The organism is Methanothermobacter thermautotrophicus (assembly GCF_014889545.1).
Taxonomy (GTDB): Archaea; Methanobacteriota; Methanobacteria; order Methanobacteriales; family Methanothermobacteraceae; genus Methanothermobacter; species Methanothermobacter thermautotrophicus_A.
In genome coordinates this window covers 259,631-279,333 of sequence record NZ_QKOF01000005.1, presented here as the reverse complement: position 1 = coordinate 279,333, position 19,703 = coordinate 259,631, and the positions used below count along the sequence as shown (strand labels likewise).

Below are 19,703 nucleotides of genomic sequence, written 5' to 3'. Positions count from 1 at the left end.
ACCCTAAAATGGTCCATTTAGCAGTTTTAACCCATTTAAGTACAATCCACTGGAGCATCATAAGCATAAAAGAGCCTGAAATGACTTATTTTTTGAAAAAGACGATTTATATTGTCAAAGAGGTTTAAAGAGGAAATAAAAAGTGGATGGCCATTATCAGCATATTTGAAAAGGAATAATAGAGTTTAAATTGAAAAAAAGAGTTTTATTCAAGCTTCTTTTTTGATTTAGAGGCAAAATATTTATATATACCTTCAGATTTATATCCATACCATCCAGAGGGAATGATACATCTTTCTGGATTGGAGGCGGTACAATTAAGCGATTTTTTATTACATCCATATTCCTTCTATCCATTGCTGCAGGAGGCATAGCTGCTTCCTATGATGCTGAGGATGGAGGAACAAGGCTGGGTGCGGAGCCAGTGAAGGTTGATGCAGCATCCAAGTACAGGAAGAAGATCCATACAAAGGCATACTACAGGAAGAAGGTCTACAAGAGGAAACACGTGAGGGCCTACAGACGCACATCAAGGGATGTTGGAGCATCATATCACAGAGTAACTTCACAGTACGTTGAATCGGTGGGTAGATGTTCATGCTCCCTCCACACAGACTATGCTGAACACAGGTCAATCTTCAGGAACCACTGCCCATTCTGTGGCAGGGACGGCGTACTGAGATATGAGGAGGGCCCCACATGTCCAGAGGGGATGTGGGTATGCAGTCACTGTGATGCAGACTTCTGTCTTGTACATGGAAAGTCACACACATCAAGGGCAAGGTACCTCACCAGGTACTGATACAACCCATCAACTTCAATAATTTTTTCTCTGATCCATCTTCTACCAATAATTTAAATAAATTGAGCGCTGACCATCATACATGAGAGTTGTACTTGCAGGGACAGGGAGTGCAGTGGGTAAGACCACCATAGCAACAGGGATAATGAAGGCGCTCTCAGGTAGAGGAGTGCAGCCCTTCAAGGTGGGCCCCGACTACATAGACCCCTCATATCATACCATGGCCACCGGCAACAAATCAAGGAACCTTGACTCATTCTTCATGACAGACGCCCAGATAAGGGAGGCATTCACAAGGGCCATGGAATCATCAGGGGCCCGAATGGGTATAATAGAGGGTGTAAGGGGATTATATGAAGGTATAAGTCCGGTAGGAGATACTGGGAGTACAGCATCCGTTGCAAAGGCCCTCGATGCGCCAGTAGTACTTATAATAAACTCAAGGAGCCTTGTTAAGAGCGCTGCAGCAATGGTCCTCGGATTCAGAAGTCTCGACAGGGAGGTTAAAATAGAGGGTGTCATACTGAACCAGGTTAAGAACAGGAGGCACTACCTCAAGACAAAGAGGGCTGTGGAGGAACTGACAGGCACAGCTGTTATTGGAGGCATCCCCCGCAGCAGCGAACTTGAGGTTGAACAGAGACACCTTGGCCTTGTCCCCGCAGTTGAAAGGGATACCATCGCAGCCCACATCGATAGGTGGGGCCTCGCAATGGAGGAATACATCGACCTTGAGGCCCTTCAGGATATAATGTCCTCTGCAGGGAGAATAAGGGGTGAAAGGGAACCCCTCTGGCAGAAGAAAAACAGTAAAAGGGTGAGGATAGGCGTGGCCATTGACGAGGCCTTTAACTTCTACTACCAGGAGAACCTTGAAGCCCTTGAGGACAACGCAGCATCTGTGGTTCCCTTCAGTCCCCTCCATGATGAGGAGCTTCCAGATGTTGATGCCATCTACATCGGTGGGGGATACCCTGAGGTATTTGCAGGGGAACTTGAATCCAACACCTCAATGAGGAAGTCCATCCGGAGGTTCCACTCAGATGGGAGGCCCATCTTCGGTGAATGCGGAGGCCTCATGTATCTCATGAGGTCAATAGATGGGCGTGAAATGTGCGGCGTTTTCCCACACCCAGCCGAAATGACAGGGCGGGTTCAGGGGCTGAGCTACGTGATAGCCGAGGCCTTGAGGGATAACCCCATCACAGAGGGTGGTGATAAATTCAGGGGACATGAGTTCCACTACTCGAGGGTCCAGGGGGCTTCAGGCGGAAAATTCGCCTTCAGGGTCCTTCGGGGGAGGGGTATAGTGGATTCACTTGATGGTATCACATCCGGCTCAGCCCTTGCAAGCTACATCCATATACATGCCGCTTCCTGCCCACAGTTTGCTGCAAACTTCACAAGGAATGCATGGGAGTTTTAGAATGAGGGGATTCCGGTTGACCTGGAAACCTGGAGGGCCATCCATGAGGTTTGATGTCTTTTCACCATACTCCCTGGTGGCTGTAATTATAATCTACATTGCCATGGCCCTGGCTGGAACAGGAATGAGCCTGAGGGGACTTGAACCACCTTCAGCCCTTTCCATCATCTACATAGTCACCGGAGCTGCAGCCCTCACCGCAGGTGTTTACCTATCATCATGGCTCAGAATAGGTGAAATATGGACACCTGAGTTATCTGAATCCTTCCTGGTCGCGGCTGTGGCTGCAGGACTTCTCATCCAGGCCATTAACCTGTATATCCTGGGGGGAATTCCACTATTCAGCGGATACCTCAAGGCAAGGGCCGTCACAAAGTTATGGTTCATTTCATACCTGGTATTTCTCCCATCCATCAACATGCTCCTTGCAGCATACCCTGAGAGAAAATATTACTTCCCCCTCCTCATGGGGGCCATCATCTTCGCCCTTACAGGATACAGGACGACCGTGGTGGTAATACTCCTCAGTGGCACCATAACCCTCTACTATTCTCTGAGGCCATCCTGGAGGGAACTGGGGGTTTTAATCTCTGTACTTGCAGTGGCAGCTCTGCTTGTTGGATACGTTGCGGTTAAATCCATTGAGTGGCAGACCTGGACACTTAACCCTGTGGAGCTCCTCCTCTACAGGGCAGGCTACACCCTCACAGTTTTTGACAGGATACTGTCCATCCAGGGTGCAACAGGAGGGAAACTCCTATATTACACCCTGACAGGATACCTCCACTCCATCGACCCCAGGGCAATCGTTGGAGAGGCTGTACTAGGTTACAGGCACTCCACAACATCCCTGATCTTTGGACCCGCCCTCCTGGATTTCGGGTTACATGCGATGCTCTTCCAGATGTTTATAATAGGACTAATCCTGGGGCTTATGCACAGAATTCAGGGAAGTATCGGCGGATTCTTCACAGGAATATACTCCATCCTACTGGCCCAGACAATGGTGTGGGTTGAAACAGGACCCACAGACCTCGTGGTCTGGATATTCTACCTCATAGCATCCATATCAATAATATACGTTCTCTGGAGGTGTTACTCTGAGGCTGGCAGTTGCAGCTGAAATGGCCCCTGCAAAGACATTCCACCCCCTGATGGAGGATACGGGACATGATTATCACTGCCTCTGTCACGGGAATGGTGTCAGGGATATCCTTGATGGTCTCTGTTCACGATTCTACACCATGGGTGCAGGGAGGAGCCGTTCAGGAAGGGCTGTTGAGGTCGGAGTACTTGTCCTGAGGGATATCCTTAGGACCTGGAGGCACCTCGGGGTGATAGACCCTGACCTAGTCCTCACATGTGGAAATGCCGGTGACGTCAGGAAGGCCATAGCAGCTTCACGCCTCAGGGGCATCGGTGTAATCCACGTTGAACAGGATATCTACAACCCCATCGAGATGATAGCCTTCGCAGACACTGTAACGGCACCTTCAGCTGAGTACAGGGATTACCTTGAGGACGAGTACCTCCTTGAGAATGTTGAGGTCATCGGAGGATACCCCCACGCCCTCTATGTGAGCCGCCTCCACATTGAAGACCCGGGGATAAGGGACTACACCCTCCTTGTACTCGGCGGTGACCTGAGGAGGAGGGACGTACCTGAGGTTATCTCAGGGGTTGAAGCACTTGATAGGAGAGTCCTGGTTGTCCCCTTCCGTTTCAGCCCTGATTATGTCAGGGGCTTTGTAAGATCCGGAAACGTGGAGGTCCTTGAGGGTTTCGTTGACCTCCCATCCCTTATGAGCGCCGCTGACCTCATGGTATATGGTGCTGGAATGGGGGTTACGATAGAGGCGGCGGTACTGGGTGTCCCATCCATTAAGATAAGGGGATTCCATGTGAGGCATGCCAGTGTTGATCTTGCCCGTCAGGTGGGGATACCTGTTGCTGATGCTGGAGATCTGAGGGATATGGTGGATGATGTGAGGCCACCGGAAGCAGCGAGTATTGTCCGGGATGCTGAGGTTGCTTTAAGTAAACTTTCAGAGCTTGTAGAAGATTTCCATGAATTCGCTGGACCCAGGGGAGGTTTGAAGTCCATGAGGCGAATATGGGATGCCCGCAGACATTTCAGATAGTATTTTTCTGGTAGCTGCAGGTTGCTCTATCTGGTAGTTCTCTCTATTTTACAGCTTACTGTTTCTGGAGATCCATGGGTTTCACCATACACATTTATTAATAACAATTAATAATTAATTATTAACATCAGTATTAAAATGGAGGTTTTTGTTATGAGTACATCTCTGGATGATGATGTTATAGTGATGCAGAGCAGAAGCTACAGCTGTGGACCAGCAGCACTTGCAACGGTCCTCAGGAACCTTGGAGTAAACTGTACCGAGGCAGAACTTGCAGAACTTGCAGGTACAGACGAATCAGGTACCACAATGTATGGACTTATCCTTGCAGCCACCTCAAAGGGCCTGAGGGCGAGGGGGGTTAAAATGGAGCTCAATGATCTTAGAAAAAACCACATAGTCTTTGTTAAATATGGGGACACATGCCACTACACCGTTGTCATTTCAATGGATGAGAGGAACATCACCCTTGCCGACCCTGCACTTGGAAGGATCAAAATTAAAAGGGAGATATTTTCAAGGATCTTCACAGGCAATGTTCTTGTTATTGAAAAACCAGAGATTAATAAATCTGATATTAAATTTAATGATTAAAATAATATTAGTACTTTAAATTTTAACCATCGGTATCCCAGAAAATGTGAAAAATATACTACTGATATAAAAGCTTAATCATAATCTTTAAATCATAAAATACTTAATAAGGTGCAAAATAATAAGATTCTGGTGATCTAATGGTTGTAAAAATTGGGATAATAAGATGCGGTAACATCGGGACCTCACCTGTACTTGACCTGCTACTGGATGAGAGGGCCGACAGGCCAAACATAGATGTCTGTGTGGTTGGTTCAGGTGCAAAGATGAACCCTGATGAAATTGAAAGGGCAGTACCATCCATGCTTGAAATGGACAGGGACTTTGTTATATTCATAAGTCCAAACCCAGGTGCACCAGGCCCTGCAAAGGCACGGGAACTCCTATCAGAGGCCGACGTCCCCGCCATGATAATTGGTGACGCTCCAGGTCTCCGGGTAAAGGATGAAATCGAGGAACAGGGACTCGGTTACATCATAGTTAAGGCAGACCCAATGATAGGTGCAAGGAGGGAGTTCCTGGACCCAACAGAGATGGCATCCTTCAACTCAGATGTTATAAAGGTCCTTGCATTCACAGGTGCATACAGGGTCGTTCAGAACACAATTGATGCCATGATCGCCGATGTTGAGGCTGGAAAGGCACCTGAACTTCCACAGGTTGTAATAGACACCGACGTTGCTGTTGAGGCAGCAGGCTATGAGAACCCATATGCAAAGGCCAAGGCCATGGCAGCATATGAGATAGCCACCAAGGTCGCAGATATAGACGTTAAGGGCTGCTTCATGGTGCAGGACCCAGACAAGTACATACCGATAGTCGCATCAGCACACGAAATGCTGGCTGCAGCAGCCAAACTTGCAGCAGAAGCAAGGGAGATTGAAAAGGCCAACGACACCGTCCTCAGAACACCACACGGTAAAGAGGGCGAAACATTAAGCAAGACGGATCTTCTGGCCAAACCAGAATAGATCAGTTCTGGTTTTACTTTTTTCTCTCTTTAATATAATTTTACAGGTCTCAGCTGAAAAGACATCCACACAAGTTTTGAAGTTCCACAGCAAAATGAAGTGGGGATGGAGAGGTTCAGATTAACCTATTCTCTGGAGATGTATACCAGTTTACCATCCCTGTAGACCCTCAGTTCACCCTCATGGAATTCTTCCCATTTTTCATTGGTCAGAGGATTGCTTGCGATGATGTAGCCCTCCTGGTCGGGTCTTTTCTCATGGGCAAGGTTTATCTCGTAATCATCGTCCAGGAGTTTCACTTTATCATAGGGTGCCCTTCGGTGCAGCTGGCAGAGACCATTGTATCCGGCATGGTCATGGTAACAGAAGAGATGCCTGCCATCGGATAGAAGGCAGTTGAATGTTCCGCGCTGGTTTATATCCCTCAGGAGGTCCCATAGCCACCTGTATTCTGATTCATCCTTGAATGTAATCCCCATTTTCGCTGATCTGGTTCATGATATGGCAGAAGGCCATCTCAGAGTCAGTTTCACCTACTGGCCGGTATCTTCCGTCTTCCAGGTTAAATTCCGCATTTAGGGTGCCATTGTGGGCGAATACATATTCTCTACCGTCCCACTCCCTCTGGAAGGGATGGGTGTTCCTTTGGGCAACAGTTCCTTTACTTGTATACCTGACGTGGGACATTATGATGCTGGATCTGATAAGGTTATAGCCCTCCATGATCTCCGCCATCAGGCTTTTTCTGGATTTCACTGGCTCCTTATACACCTGGACGGATTTGTCCGGATAGAAGGCAAGCCCCCATCCATGGGGGTTGCGCTCTGATCTCATCCTGAAACCCCTCAAGGAGAAGGATGGCTGCACCTCCTGGTTGAAACACATTCCTAAAAGTTCACACAAAACGTTCACCCCCATTCCAGTTGATAACCGCGATTTTGCAGTCATTCAATAATAAAGGATATGATCATGGCCGGCGACCCTGATCCTAGTACAATGTATGTTAAAAAAGGTTAATAAATGTTTACATATTAAGATTTGATATTATTAGTAAATGTATATACTTGAAGCGTGTCTGATGTTTTTGGGTCCTCATGGTGGTCTCTGGATGAATATGCTTGAAGCACAATCCACCATAGAGGTGACTCATGGTAATCAATGAAAAAAAGGGGCTTACTGGTTGCGTGGAGAGGTGCTTTACTGTTTCAGTGGAGCTGGAATGCCGGCTAAATTATCTGGAACTGGAGTTTTCATCCCATCTCCTGTTCCATATTACAATTTGCCCTTCGTGCTTGGAATTTCCCCGTGTTCAACCCGGACAGCGTCCCGGATTGCAAGGGCAAGGGCCTTGAAGAGGGCCTCGGCCTTGTGATGGTCGTTCCTTCCCCTCACGGAGGCGTGGATGTTCATGCCTGCAGATACTGCAAGGGACTCAATGAAGTGTCCTAGGTTCTGTGATTTCACATCACCTATCACAGCATCATCGAATTCCAGTTCAAGGACCGTATAGGGCCTTCCACTGAGGTCCAGGGCAACGGTTGCAAGGGCATCATCCATGGGGACCATGGCATGGGCCATCCTCCTTATACCGCTCTTATCACCCAGGGCCTCCCTCAGGGCCTCCCCCAGTGTGAGGGCAACATCCTCAACGGTATGATGGTCGTCAACCTCCAGGTCACCCCTCGCCTCAACCTCCAGGTCAAGGAGTCCATGGCGTGCAAGTGATTCAAGCATGTGGTCAAGGAATCCCAGACCGGTGTTCACGCTTGATTTCCCGCTTCCGTCAAGTTCAAGATCCACCTTCACATGGGTTTCAAGGGTTTCCCTCGTCTTCATACTTCTTCTCATAGTTATCATCCCTGATAATTCTTATGGCGCCCTCAGGACACTTACTTGCGCAGATCATGCACTGGTGGCAGAATTCAAGGTTTGAGGGGGTTGCAGGCTTCCCCCTCTGGATCATCCATATCTTACCACCCTTGGGGCATGCCTCACGGCACTCGCCGCATGCTGTGCACTTCTCTGGATCAACAATTATCTTCAAATCAACCACCTATCTCCAGTAAAGGTTTTTTGTATAGGACTTCATATCTTTAGAACCTATTGGGTGAGAACTTTGTTCAGGATTAGATTAATTTTGGTATAGTACGTCATATCTTCAGAACCGTAACAGCCACTGCCTTAAACCCTGCGTATATCCCGGTGCCCAGTTCAAGGTGGAGGCTCCTCTGTGAAGCAGGTGTTATATGGGTCTCAAGTTCCAGTCCATCACCTGCATCCACCCTGACACCTACGATGCCCCCCCTCATCTCAAGGCCCGTCACAATTCCGTGGATGATGTTCCTCATACTGGTGTTCTGCATTTCCCTCATCAGGACAATATCGTCGGGTTCAACAAGGAGGATGACCCTGTCTCCAGAGGATAAATCATCTGCGTGGGCCGCGTCAATGGTGAACCCACCGACCCTAACCCTCACACCATCCTCTGAGACCTCCTCAACGACGCCCTCAAGTTCATTCACAGTTTTCTGCCTTTCAAGGGCCCTCTTTAGTTTCAGGTACTCCTTGATGATCATCAGGCCCGTCTCTGTGAGCCTGCTTCCTCCACCACCCCCCCTTCCACCGCGCCGGGTTTCCACTATGTTCTCGCCAAGGATATCCTCGACGTTCCGTATGTATGCAATGGCGCTTCTGTAGGGTATTCCAGCAGCCCTGGCTGCAACTGTTATGGAGCCCATCCTGTGGATGAGGTTGAGGAGTTTGAACATTCTCTCATCAACGGGAACTTCAACCTCGTTGATGGGGATTCTGCAGGCAAATCTCATTGTGGAACCTATGGTGCCAATTCTTTATATTTTTATGCCATCAACTATCTAGCCCACCTGTCCATCAGGTCAGCCATCCATGTAACGGTACCACTCAGCGGCCCCATCCTTGCACCCAACCTTCGAAGGAGCCTCACATCCCTCTTCTCAACACCACCGACAAGTAGAATGCTCAGACCATAAACCAGGGGGGCGAAGATGATGGCTGCAATGAGGCCCGGGATGTTCTGGGGGAGCAGCATCATGAAACCACCCATAACTCCTGATGCAATGACTATCCTGAGGAAAGCCATCCCTGGAAGCCCCACACCTGTTATCTCCGTTGTCTTCCACAGGATTATGATCATTATAATGAGGGCTGCAAGGGTTGTTGCAAGGGCTCCTCCCTCGATCCCGAGCATGGGTACAAGGGCAACGTTGAGTACAAGGTTTATTATGGTCCCACCCACCAGTACGTACATTGGGAGGCGTGGGTACCCTATCCCCTGGGCTATGCTTGATGATATCATGAAGAGGGTGTAGAAGCTCATACCAACCACGAGTATGCTGAGGGCCCCTGCGCCAAATATGAAGTCCCTACCGAATAGCAGCTCAAGGAGGGGCCCTGAGAACACGGCTATACCCACACACATTGGCAGTACAAGGAGGGTGACTACACGGTATGACTGGACGATGTAGGTCTCAAGGAGCCTCCGGTCCTTCAGTGCAAATGCCTCTGATGCTGCTGGCAGCACTGCAGTTGCTACGGACAGTGATATGACAAGCGGAAGCCTTGCAACTGGATCAGCAGCGGTGTAGTACCCCACTGAGGTCGTCGCCATGAAGTAACCTATTACGAATACGCTTATGTCGTATATGGCCATCTCAGAGAGGGCGGTTATTATGACAGGGATTGAGAAGGATATCAGGGTCTTAACGAGTCCAAGTTCCTCCCTGAGACCCAGTCTCTTCTCAGGCGGGGCGGGCGGGAAGTAAGTATTTATCAGCTTCCTGAAGATTATTATTGCGGATATGGCTGATGCAAGGAACCCCATGGCAGTCCCCATGACCGCTCCAGCCGCATAGAAGCCCGCCATAACGAATACAACAGCCAGTGTTATCATGAAAACCTGTTCAACAGCCCTTGTAATCACAACGTACTCCATGTGGTATATGCCCTGGAATGCCCCACGGAAGGCTCCAACAATTACACTGAAGGGTGTTATGAGGGCAACCGCCTGGAGGGGGTACTGGGCGGCTGGTTTGTGGAAGAACTGATTTGCAAGCCATGGGGCCGTGAAGAACATGACCAGGGAGAAGGTTATGCCCAGGAATATCATCACCTTCAGGGATGTCACAACCACCTGTCGTGCCATCTCGTTCTCATTAAGGGCCCTGTGCTGGGCAACGTACTTTGCTATGGCCGGTGGAAGGCCTCCGGCTGCCAGTATCTGGAATATCCCCTGGAAGGGGAGTGTGAGTCCAAGCAAACCGTAGCCCTCGGGTCCAAGGAGGCGGGTCATGAGAACCCTGTAGATGTAGCCCCCAACCCTGAAAAGAAGGTTGCCTATCATTATAAGGAAACTGCCCTTTAGGAGTTTGGATGTGCCTGAGGATGTCATTGAATCACCAGAAATAAGAGATTTGACGGATATTTAAATAAATTTCGAAGAAAAAAGAATTTTTAGCGTCCTTCAGATTCCAGGAACCTTTTGAACATGCTCAATGTCTTCTTGAGGGTTTTGAAGCCATATGAGTCCTCTTTAACACCCTCAAGGGTGTCCCTTGACCAGAAACAGGCCCCAAGATTCGCGCCGAAGGAACCTCCGCTTACTGGGATGACGCCGTTTAGTATGTAGAATGTGTGGATCTGCATGAGGGCAGGCTCCTGCCCTCCGCATCTATCACCACCAACAGCTATGCCCATACCTACCTTCCCGCGGAGGGCGTCATAGTCTTCAGCACCCAGCGCACGGCAACGGTCCATGATGGCTTTTACCTGGGCGCTGACACCTCCATTGTAGACTGGGGTTGCAATGATGATCCCTCTGGCCTTCCTGAGGAGCTCGTAAAGGGGGAACATGTCGTCCTTCAGAACACACTCCCTGTTCTTCAGGCAGTAATCGCAGTGTCTGCAGGGGGAGATGTTCTTACCCCTCACGGTGAAGAACTCTGTCTCAAGTCCTTCCCCCTCAAGCATTGATAGGGCACTCTCAAGGACATGTTCCGTTGCCTGCTTCCTGGGGCTTCCGCATATACCGAGTATCATGCAACCCCCTCCAGTTCTAGATTGCCTCGTCCTCGTCGAGGGGGAGTCTCATGGTGTCAGGGTCCTGGGGCATGTGCTCAAGGAAGTCCTCTGCAGCCCGCCTGACGTCCCTTGACCCTATTATGTATCTGCCAACGACTATTATGTCTGCGCCGCTGTCAAGGGCCTCCTGCATCTTTGCAGGGGTTATTCCACCTGCAACCGCCACAAGGCCCCTGGGTCCAAGAATCTCCTTTATCTCCCTGATGTTGCCCCATTCACTCATTTCACCAATTTCCTCTCCACGTTCGGCCCGGAGGGTTTCAAGGTCAACGTTTCTGTGGAGGAGAACAATGTCTGGTTTGTATTTGAGTCCCCTGAGTTTATCGACGAAGTTTTCAACGTTCATCATGTCGAGTATGGAGTAGATTCCCTGCTTCTGGGCCTCGTGGATTGCCTTCTCAATGGACTCCACTGTACCGAGTCCTGATATTGCAACGGCATCTGCAGTTTCATCTGCAGCCATTTTGACCTCTATTCTGCCAACATCAAGGGTTTTCAGGTCAGCTATTATGAAGGCGTCCCTTCGAAGCTCCCTTATCCTCCTGACAACACCCACACCGAATTTCTTGACAAGGGGTGTTCCAGCTTCAAGGAGTATACGCTCCCTGTCGGGGAGGGTGTTGATGATCCTCTCCATCTCCTCCATGCTGTCGAGGTCAAGGGCAACCTGCAGGTATGGAGGGTTCCATAGCCTCACAGCCCTGAATCCCATTATTGGGTGGCTGCCACGATCCTTTTCAGCAAGTACCTTACTGACTGAGGGGTAGCCTTCCATGGCCCTTCTGAGGGCAAGTCTGGTTGCTCCGTAGTTGTACTGGTATATCTTCCGGTAGTCCTCTGCCTCAGGGTGTATGAATACGCTGACTATAACAACCAGGTCTTCAGCCTTTTCCTCTGGAATTACACCCTCCTCGACGGCATCAGCCACTGCACGAGCCACTGCCGTCTGTGCAGGGCCAAATACTTTATTGGCGTCCTCAAGGCAGCCCACCGTGACCTTTGGCACGATTAGTGTCGCTGGTTTGGTCATCAGGTTGGGTCTTATGACGGATAGAAGCGGGGTGTGACCCAGTGAGAGGTTTGTGAGGCCACTTGCAAAGGCGGCCCCGGCGTTTCCCTCCTTATCCCCTATGATGAGATCTATATGCGCGACTTCATTGCCGCTTCCTATGAGCGCTTCACCTATTCTGTACATTAAAATCCTCCTATGTGGTCTGGTTTTCTGCCGGTGCTTCAGGTTCAGATGTTTCCGTGCCGTTTTCAGCACTGTTGTTCGTTCTCGGCTTTATTTTATTTGTGGCGGTTTTTGTGTTGTCGGTGCTGACCGGTGCTGGGGATTCATTTGCAAAACTCATATCTGTTGTTGCGTTATTGGACCAGTCCAGCTGGGTTACATTCTGGTCCTGGGCCCCCATGTACAGGGCAACATTGAAACCAACCATCAGTGCTATGATGAGAACCATGGCACCGATAACTATGTTCCTGTAGTCCATCAGATCACCTTGATGAGATTGATATAATTGATTTAGTGTAGGTGATGATGGTATTTATATCTATTGAAGCAGCTGGCACTGTTTCTTTATTCGTCTGGAGGAAAAATCAGTCAGGGTCCGGTGATGGAGGGTTAGATTTTACCCTCCAGGTAGTCACCGTATCCCTTCAGGTCCAGGAGTCCATGACCTGAGAAACTGACAACTATGGTCTTCTCTTCACCGGTCTCCCGGCACTTACGTGCTTCTTCGATGGCAACACTTATGGCGTGGCATGTTTCGGGGGCCGGGACAACGCCCTCGGCCTTTGCAAATTTGACGCCGCTCTCGAATATTGTGTGCTGGGGGACTGCCCTGGCATTGACCACACCTTCCCTGACGAGGAGTGCAACCTGTGGTGACATTCCATGGTACCTGAGTCCGCCTGCATGGACGGATGGGGGTACGAAGTCGTGGCCTAGGGTGTACATCTTGAGGAGGGGGGTCATGCCTGCGGTGTCACCGAAGTCATAGCGGTACTCTCCAGCTGTAAGTGTGGGGCATGACTTTGGTTCTGCAGCTATGAATTCGCAGTCCAGCTTACCATCAAGCTTGTCCTTCACGAAGGGGAATATGGCCCCCCCGAAGTTGCTGCCTCCTCCAACGCAGCCTATCATGATGTCAGGCGTTTCACCTGCGATTTCAAGCTGTTTCTTTGTCTCAAGGCCTATCACTGTCTGGTGCAGGAGTACATGGTTAAGGACGCTTCCAAGGGAGTAGTAGACCTTTTCGTCCTGCAGTGCCTCCTCCATGGCCTCGGATATGGCTATTCCAAGGGATCCCGGGTGGTCAGGGTCCTTACTGAGTATACTTCGACCGAATTCTGTGTGATTGCTGGGGGAGGGGACAACCTCGCCACCGTATAGCTGCATTATGGTTTTTCTGAAGGGCTTCTGGTTGAAGGATACCTTAACCATGTAGACCTTGCACTGGAGGTCCATGAGTGAGCAGGCAAGGGACAGTGCGGTTCCCCACTGGCCGGCACCGGTCTCAGTTGTCAGTCTCTCTGCCCCGTCCTCACGGGCATAATATGCCTGGGCTATGGCTGTGTTCAGCTTATGGCTCCCTGTGGGGGAGTAGTCCTCCCTCTTGTAGTATATCCTTGCCGGTGTGTCCAGCATCTCCTCAAGGCCCTTTGCTCTGAACAGTGGAGTGGGCCTCCCGATCATCTTATAGACGTCCCTGACTTCCCTTGGGATCTTTATCCATCTTTCCATGGACATCTCCTGCTCAAGGACTCCGCTTGAGAATACCTTTGGCAGGTTTTCAATGTTTTCTCCACCCTCAGGATTTTTTGGTTCAGGTAGTGGTGAGGGGAGGTCCGGGTTAATGTTGTACCACTTCTTTGGTATTTCATTTTCATCAAGAACTATCTTGTTCATCATATCACCTCATGGGATGGGACCTGTTCCTATCTGATGAAGATATCAGCATTTCCATGCATCAGAGTATCTTCAAAGAACTATTTAAAACTTTACTGCACATATATGTACATTAAGCGGAAATGGTTAATAAACAATGATGAAATATGTTTCCCACATGAAAATACTTGCAGTTGATGTGGGGGCCGGAACCCAGGATATAATGTACCATGACACAGGGGTCGACAGGATAGAGAACTCCATAAAGATGGTAATGCCCTCACCAACAAGGATAATTGCAGGGAGAATCCGCAAGATCAGTGGTGACGTCTTCATAAGTGGACAGACAATGGGGGGTGGCCCCGTTACACGGGCGATACTTGAACACATCGAGGCTGGAAACCGGGTGGTCATGACACCCGAAGCAGCCAGGACAGTGAGGGATGACCCTGAAAGGGTCATGGCCATGGGAATAGAGATATCAGGGAAAAACCCGGGATTTAAGAGCCTTGAATTCAGGGACGTTGACCTGGAGGCCATAGCAGGGGCCCTGGCATGCTTTGATGTTGATCTGGACTTCGATGTGCTGGGTGTTGCTGTCCAGGACCACGGGGCAGGAGGGGATATGGGTGATAGGAACTTCAGATTTATGAAGATCAGGGAGAAATTATCCGGACCAACCCCACCGGAGGAGTTCTCCTACATGGGTGACGTCCCTGACCACTTCACAAGGATGAAGTCCATTGAGGAGGCCATCCAGCACCCGGTCCTCATAATGGATTCAAAGTTCGCATCAGTAACAGGGGCCCTCATGGATCCTGCAGTGGGCTCAGATGAGCCGATAGTCGTGGCTGATGTGGGAAATGGGCACACACTGGCAGCCAGCATCCTTGAAGGCAGGATATACGGTGTCATGGAACACCACACACGCATGCTCTCACCGGCTAAACTTGAGGACTTTCTAATCAGGCTCTGCCTGGGTGAGCTTACCCACCGGGAGGTCCATGGAGATGGAGGCCACGGCGCATATGCAGTTGATGCTGTTGGCGAACCTGTCATGGTGGCTGCAACTGGCCCCCAGAGGAGTATACTTGACGATATAAACCTTGATGTCCATCATGCAGCACCGGCAGGGGATGTTATGATGGCGGGACCCGTGGGTCTTATAAGGAGTATTGAGTATAGGGTGAGTTGATGTTTCTGTTTTTCTGGAGTAGAGGGTGATTTGATGATCAGGATAGATCCCCACATACACAGTGTATATTCTGGCGATGCAAGGGGAACCCCAAGTGAGATCCTCAGGAGGGCCTCGGCCATAGGCCTTGATGCCGTTGCAGTGGCAGACCACAACACAATGAAGGGGTCAATTATTGCCCTCAGGGAATCCAGGGGCATGGAAGTAACAGTGGTACCTGCAATGGAGCTCAGCACATCCGCCGGACACATCGTCGCCCTTGGTATCCAGGAGGAGATACAGAGGGGACTAACACCGGCCGAGACCCTGGATGCGATACATGACCAGGATGGAGCCGCCATCATACCCCACCCCTTTGTTAGGTACCGGCAGGGACTCTTTGTGAATGAGCGGAACATCCGTGTTGACGGCATCGAGACCCTTAACTCCCGCTACATCGTGGGCTACTCAAACTGGAGGGCCCGGAAGTTTGCAAGGAAAAGGGGCATACCCGAGATAGGTGCAAGCGACGCCCACTTCGTGGAGGCCGTTGGAAGCTCCTTCACCCTTGTTGACTCTGAGGGCGAGGCTGATGATATACTCCATGGGATACTTAAGGGGAAAACAGAGCCAGCAGGAAGCAGGACACCACTTCCCCTCATTGTGAGGGAGGTCATTAACAAGAAGTTCCTTGGAAGGATGAGGAATTATGTTTGATCCTGGTTTTAACTGTGTTCCTGACCTGACCCTGAAATCTATTCTTCAACAGGGTGTGCCAGTTTATGGCTGGCCATCAAGTTGTGGACTGGCATACCTCCTCAGAAGGTGAGTGACATGATATCTGAGATCATCGAGTTCCTTGAGAGCAACTTCTTTTACCTGCACCCTGGATACACGCCCCTGAACACGGTCGCATTCGGGATTATCCTTGGAATAGTTGTCCTGATAATACTTAGAATGTTCAGATGGCTTAAAAAGGATCCCGGGGAGCTACTGGTGCCCCTCCTTCCCTTCATATTCCTGGGCTCCGGTGCAAGGGCCCTTGTTGATAACGGTGTATATCCCCTGACACACCTTCTGGTAACCCCCGGTATATACATCCTTGTGGGCCTCACAACCATAGCAACACTCCTTGCTTCGGTTAAACTTGAGGAGGTCTTTGGATGGGATTACAGGAAACTGATATTCGTCACAGGTTCCGTACTCGCCTTACCGAACCTCGTCAGCATACACCACATAAACCCCATCCCCTTCTTCGCTGTCCTGGCGGTATTCACAGCCTTTGCAGCCATATTTTATGCCCTGAGCTTAAGATGGGAGTTCCTTGGAGAGAGGATGAACATTCCCGTTATATATGCACACCTTTTTGATGCATCTTCAACCTACGTCGCCGTCGACTGGTACGGCTATTTAGAGCAGCATGTGGTTCCATCAGCCCTGACAGGCCTCACAGGCACGGCCCTGGTGATGTTCCCCCTGAAGATGGTGGTTATACTGGCCGCCCTCTACGCCATTGATAGATACGTTGACTCTGATGTGGATTCAGAGGGCCTTAAGCTTGTAATATTCATACTTGGTCTTGCCCCTGGGCTTAGGAATTTCCTGAGCCTGAGCATGGCGGTTTAAATGTTTTCATGAAAAATGGCACCTGATGACATGGATCACACTTATAACTTATAACTTATAACTTATAATATATAACTTATAAGATTCTGTGTGTAAAAGCTTTTAATGTGGCCTTACAGAAGATTAAACATTATAAAAGGCCAGACCACGGGGAATCAAGATGTACATAGAAGAGGTTAAAGGAGAAATGAATCTCCCGGAGAATGTCAGGATATTTGACACAACACTGAGGGATGGTGAACAGACACCTGGAGTGGCCCTCACAGTAGAGGAAAAGACGGGTATAGCAAGGAAGCTCGATGCCCTTGGAGTAGATACAATAGAGGCAGGGTTTCCTGCAGCATCTCCAGGTGAAATGAACTCCATAAGGGGAATAGTTGAACTGGGACTCGAAGCAAATATCTGTGGTTTGGCAAGGGTGCTTCGTGAGGACATAGACGCAGCAATAGACTGCGGAGTAGATTACATACACACCTTCATAGGGACATCACCACTCCACAGAGAATACAAGCTCAAAATGTCACCCGATGAGATAATAGACAGGGCGGTCTTTGGAGTGGAATATGCGGTTGAACATGGCCTGAAGGTCGAGTTCTCTGCAGAGGATGCAACAAGGACTGAATTTGATTATCTGGTTGATGTATACCGTGCAGCAGAGGATGCGGGTGCCTCCATCATAAACGTGCCAGATACCGTCGGGGTCATGATACCCAGGGCAATGAATCACCTTATATCCAAACTTAAAGGCGAACTCAGGGTACCCATAAGCGTGCACTGCCACAATGACTTCGGCCTGGCAGCCGCCAACTCCCTTGCAGCTGTGGAGGCAGGGGCATCACAGATACACGCAACAGTGAATGGTCTAGGTGAAAGGGCGGGAAACGCTGCCCTTGAGGAGGTTGTCATGGCCCTAATAACCCGCTATGACCTCCCTGTTGATATAAGGACCGTGGAACTCGTTAACATCTCAGAGTTCGTTTCAAAGATAACAGGTGTCAGGATGCCGCCCAACAAGGCCATAGTTGGTGAAAATGCCTTTGCACATGAAGCAGGCATACACGTCCATGGAGTCCTTGAAAAGGCGGAGACCTATGAGCCAATAACACCTGAGATGGTGGGCCACAAGAGGCGGATAGTCCTTGGTAAACACACCGGCGCCAACGCCCTCAGATCAAAGCTCCAGGAATACGGTATAGATATGAACGAGGACCAGTTCTGCACACTCTATGAACAGGTCAAGAGGCTTGGAGATAAGGGTAAAAGGATTACTGATGCGGATCTGAGGGCCATGGCCGTCACCATCCTCGGAAAGGCCAGCAGGGAGATAGTGAAACTTGAGGGCATAGCAGTCATGACAGGGGAGAGTGTGATGCCAACAGCCACAGTTAAGCTCAGAATCGGTGACGAGATCAAGACGACATCCATGACTGGAGTTGGACCTGTAGACGCAGCAATAAACGCAATACAGAGTCTTGTAAGTGAAACAGCAGATATAGAACTCGATGAATACAACATAGAGGCCATAACTGGCGGTACAAACGCACTTGCAGAGGTTTTCGTTGTCATGAGTGACAGGGAGGGTAACAAGGCAACAGGAAGGTCCACAAGGGAGGACATAGTCATGGCGAGTGTTGAGGCAGTACTGGACGCCATAAACAAGATACTGAGCCTTAAATAGATCATCTGGAGTCATTATGGGACCAGTTTCAACCTGCAAGCTTTTCGGCGCCGTGAGGGCGGTGAGCGGAATAAAAAATGCAGTACCCCTCATCCATGGCCCCAGGGGATGCGCATACCATATAGGATATCTGCTCACCGCCAGGGGCGGTAAGCGGATAGCTGTGGCATCAACAGAACTTTCAGAATCAGACGTGGTGTTCGGAGCATCAGATAAACTCAGTGAGATGATAATTGAGGTTGACAGAACCAGGAAACCCGATATCATAGCTGTTATGAGTTCCTGCGCAACCAGCATAATCGGCGAGGATATAGGGAGGGTTGCAGATGAAACATCAGAACTCGTGGATGCGGAGCTCATAACCGTCAGTGCTGGTGGATTTGAGTCCAGTCAGGGCGAGGGCTATGAGGAGGTGATGATGGCACTCATCCGGAAATTCTGCAGGAGGATGGAGCCATCAGGGAGACCTTCAGTAAACATAATAGGGGAATTCAGGGGCGGAGCAGACCTCAGGGAGGTCAGGGAGTCCCTCTCAGCGATGGGGGTGGATGTGAACTGTGTCCTGACATCGGGATGCAGCATCCAGGATATAAAAATGATCCCTGCGGGCCACCTTAACTGCTCCTTCTGTGATGTCTCGGGTATCGCCCCCTGCCGCTTCCTTGAGGAGAACTTCGGGACACCCTTCATCCACCACCCGCTACCCATAGGTTTTTTGAATTCACTCAGATTCTACAGGGAGGTACTCGGCAAACTCAACCTTGATTATCCCATAGATGACGTATTCTCTGATTTTATTGAGGAGAGGGATCGAATGAGGTCTGAACTTGAGGGAATGAGGGTTGCAGTCGTTTCAGGACCAACAAGGGCCGTTGCGCTCACAGAATTCATCACTGAACTGAGGATGAGGCCATTTCTTGTAGCCATGGACATGATAGGCGATTACACACTGGAGAACCTCAGGGGGGTGCCTGGATTGAGGTCGGAGGTGCTTGTGGGGGTTGATGCTTCTGATATTGAGGATGCCGTCATCAGGACCGAACCCGAACTCATACTGGGGGGCCTTGCAGAGACCCGCATATCTGAGGTTTCAGGGGCACCCCTCATAGATGTTATGCATGGATCCAGCCTCACAGCAGGTTTCAGGGGAGCGGTTAAACTGGGCAGCAGAATTTACGGGGCTGTACATGGGGATCATGGCTGTTATTAAATTTTTCAGTTACCATATCACAAAGTTTATATAATCTTGGGTTTCTATCTTTATTACAGACACTCTTGGAGGTTAA

The 19,703-nt window shown here is 49.8% G+C and carries 21 protein-coding genes; 11 read left to right on the top strand and 10 right to left on the bottom strand.

What is annotated here, in order from left to right; genetic code table 11:
- Nucleotides 1–424: 424 nt before the first annotated feature.
- From DNK57_RS03950 to DNK57_RS03925, 6 genes are all read left to right on the top strand, one after another.
- Entirely contained in the window at nt 425–802 is a 378-nt protein-coding gene (locus DNK57_RS03950; RefSeq protein WP_320056855.1) for a hypothetical protein, read from the top strand.
- A gap of 82 nt (nt 803–884) precedes the next feature.
- A complete protein-coding gene (gene cfbB / locus DNK57_RS03945) occupies nt 885–2,228 on the top strand; it encodes a Ni-sirohydrochlorin a,c-diamide synthase (protein WP_192961740.1) in 1,344 nt (447 codons plus the stop codon).
- A gap of 43 nt (nt 2,229–2,271) precedes the next feature.
- Nucleotides 2,272–3,351 (top strand): oligosaccharide repeat unit polymerase family protein, encoded by a 1,080-nt coding sequence (locus DNK57_RS03940; protein ID WP_192961739.1) that lies wholly within the window; start codon nt 2,272–2,274, stop codon nt 3,349–3,351.
- A 1-nt stretch (nt 3,352) separates the two neighbouring features.
- Nucleotides 3,353–4,369, top strand: a complete 1,017-nt coding sequence (locus DNK57_RS03935) for a glycosyltransferase family 28 protein (protein WP_192961738.1) — start codon at nt 3,353–3,355, stop codon at nt 4,367–4,369.
- Nucleotides 4,370–4,522: 153 nt separating this feature from the next.
- Nucleotides 4,523–4,963 carry a C39 family peptidase gene (locus DNK57_RS03930; protein ID WP_226891034.1) on the top strand — a complete coding sequence of 147 codons (441 nt, stop codon included), beginning with the start codon at nt 4,523–4,525 and terminating at the stop codon, nt 4,961–4,963.
- A 140-nt stretch (nt 4,964–5,103) separates the two neighbouring features.
- Nucleotides 5,104–5,934 carry a F420-dependent methylenetetrahydromethanopterin dehydrogenase gene (locus tag DNK57_RS03925; RefSeq protein WP_192961736.1) on the top strand — a complete coding sequence of 277 codons (831 nt, stop codon included), beginning with the start codon at nt 5,104–5,106 and terminating at the stop codon, nt 5,932–5,934.
- A 125-nt stretch (nt 5,935–6,059) separates the two neighbouring features.
- Here DNK57_RS03925 and DNK57_RS09280 read toward each other — a convergent pair whose 3' ends face one another.
- The 10 genes from DNK57_RS09280 to DNK57_RS03875 all read right to left on the bottom strand — a co-directional run bounded on the left by DNK57_RS09280 (nt 6,060) and on the right by DNK57_RS03875 (nt 13,963).
- Nucleotides 6,060–6,413 carry a class II glutamine amidotransferase gene (locus DNK57_RS09280; protein WP_192961735.1) on the bottom strand — a complete coding sequence of 118 codons (354 nt, stop codon included), beginning with the start codon at nt 6,411–6,413 and terminating at the stop codon, nt 6,060–6,062.
- Nucleotides 6,391–6,819: a class II glutamine amidotransferase gene (locus DNK57_RS09275; RefSeq protein WP_264291553.1), complete on the bottom strand. Its 429-nt coding sequence runs from the start codon at nt 6,817–6,819 to the stop codon at nt 6,391–6,393. Before DNK57_RS09275 ends, DNK57_RS09280 begins: the two co-directional genes overlap by 23 nt.
- Nucleotides 6,820–7,206: 387 nt before the next feature.
- On the bottom strand, nt 7,207–7,782 hold the full coding sequence (hisB, locus tag DNK57_RS03910) for an imidazoleglycerol-phosphate dehydratase HisB (RefSeq protein WP_192961733.1): 576 nt from the start codon (nt 7,780–7,782) through the stop codon (nt 7,207–7,209).
- Nucleotides 7,748–7,987: a ferredoxin family protein gene (locus DNK57_RS03905; protein ID WP_320056854.1), complete on the bottom strand. Its 240-nt coding sequence runs from the start codon at nt 7,985–7,987 to the stop codon at nt 7,748–7,750. Before DNK57_RS03905 ends, hisB begins: the two co-directional genes overlap by 35 nt.
- A 97-nt stretch (nt 7,988–8,084) precedes the next feature.
- Nucleotides 8,085–8,759 carry a TOBE domain-containing protein gene (locus DNK57_RS03900; protein WP_192961731.1) on the bottom strand — a complete coding sequence of 225 codons (675 nt, stop codon included), beginning with the start codon at nt 8,757–8,759 and terminating at the stop codon, nt 8,085–8,087.
- Nucleotides 8,760–8,803: 44 nt separating this feature from the next.
- Nucleotides 8,804–10,360 carry an oligosaccharide flippase family protein gene (locus tag DNK57_RS03895; RefSeq protein ID WP_192961730.1) on the bottom strand — a complete coding sequence of 519 codons (1,557 nt, stop codon included), beginning with the start codon at nt 10,358–10,360 and terminating at the stop codon, nt 8,804–8,806.
- A gap of 62 nt (nt 10,361–10,422) precedes the next feature.
- Nucleotides 10,423–11,007 (bottom strand): flavodoxin family protein, encoded by a 585-nt coding sequence (locus tag DNK57_RS03890; RefSeq protein WP_192961729.1) that lies wholly within the window; start codon nt 11,005–11,007, stop codon nt 10,423–10,425.
- Between the two features lie 16 nt (nt 11,008–11,023).
- Complete coding sequence (locus tag DNK57_RS03885; RefSeq protein ID WP_192961728.1) at nt 11,024–12,244, bottom strand: bifunctional 5,6,7,8-tetrahydromethanopterin hydro-lyase/3-hexulose-6-phosphate synthase; 1,221 nt, start codon at nt 12,242–12,244, stop codon at nt 11,024–11,026.
- 10 nt (nt 12,245–12,254) lie between these two features.
- Nucleotides 12,255–12,542, bottom strand: a complete 288-nt coding sequence (locus DNK57_RS03880; protein WP_192961727.1) for a hypothetical protein — start codon at nt 12,540–12,542, stop codon at nt 12,255–12,257.
- Nucleotides 12,543–12,673: 131 nt separating this feature from the next.
- Nucleotides 12,674–13,963, bottom strand: a complete 1,290-nt coding sequence (locus DNK57_RS03875) for a TrpB-like pyridoxal phosphate-dependent enzyme (RefSeq protein ID WP_192961726.1) — start codon at nt 13,961–13,963, stop codon at nt 12,674–12,676.
- 154 nt (nt 13,964–14,117) lie between these two features.
- Here DNK57_RS03875 and DNK57_RS03870 point away from each other — a divergent pair, with 154 nt between their 5' ends.
- From DNK57_RS03870 to DNK57_RS03850, 5 genes are all read left to right on the top strand, one after another.
- Nucleotides 14,118–15,134 (top strand): DUF1786 domain-containing protein, encoded by a 1,017-nt coding sequence (locus DNK57_RS03870; RefSeq protein WP_192961725.1) that lies wholly within the window; start codon nt 14,118–14,120, stop codon nt 15,132–15,134.
- 33 nt (nt 15,135–15,167) lie between these two features.
- Complete coding sequence (locus DNK57_RS03865; protein WP_192961724.1) at nt 15,168–15,830, top strand: PHP domain-containing protein; 663 nt, start codon at nt 15,168–15,170, stop codon at nt 15,828–15,830.
- A 117-nt stretch (nt 15,831–15,947) separates the two neighbouring features.
- The gene (locus tag DNK57_RS03860) at nt 15,948–16,739 is read left to right on the top strand and encodes a DUF63 family protein (RefSeq protein WP_192961723.1); all 792 of its coding nucleotides are present in this window, start codon (nt 15,948–15,950) and stop codon (nt 16,737–16,739) included.
- A 160-nt stretch (nt 16,740–16,899) separates the two neighbouring features.
- Nucleotides 16,900–18,417: a 2-isopropylmalate synthase gene (locus DNK57_RS03855; RefSeq protein WP_192961722.1), complete on the top strand. Its 1,518-nt coding sequence runs from the start codon at nt 16,900–16,902 to the stop codon at nt 18,415–18,417.
- 16 nt (nt 18,418–18,433) lie between these two features.
- Complete coding sequence (locus DNK57_RS03850; RefSeq protein WP_192961721.1) at nt 18,434–19,627, top strand: nitrogenase component 1; 1,194 nt, start codon at nt 18,434–18,436, stop codon at nt 19,625–19,627.
- The last annotated feature ends 76 nt before the right edge of the window (nt 19,628–19,703 follow it).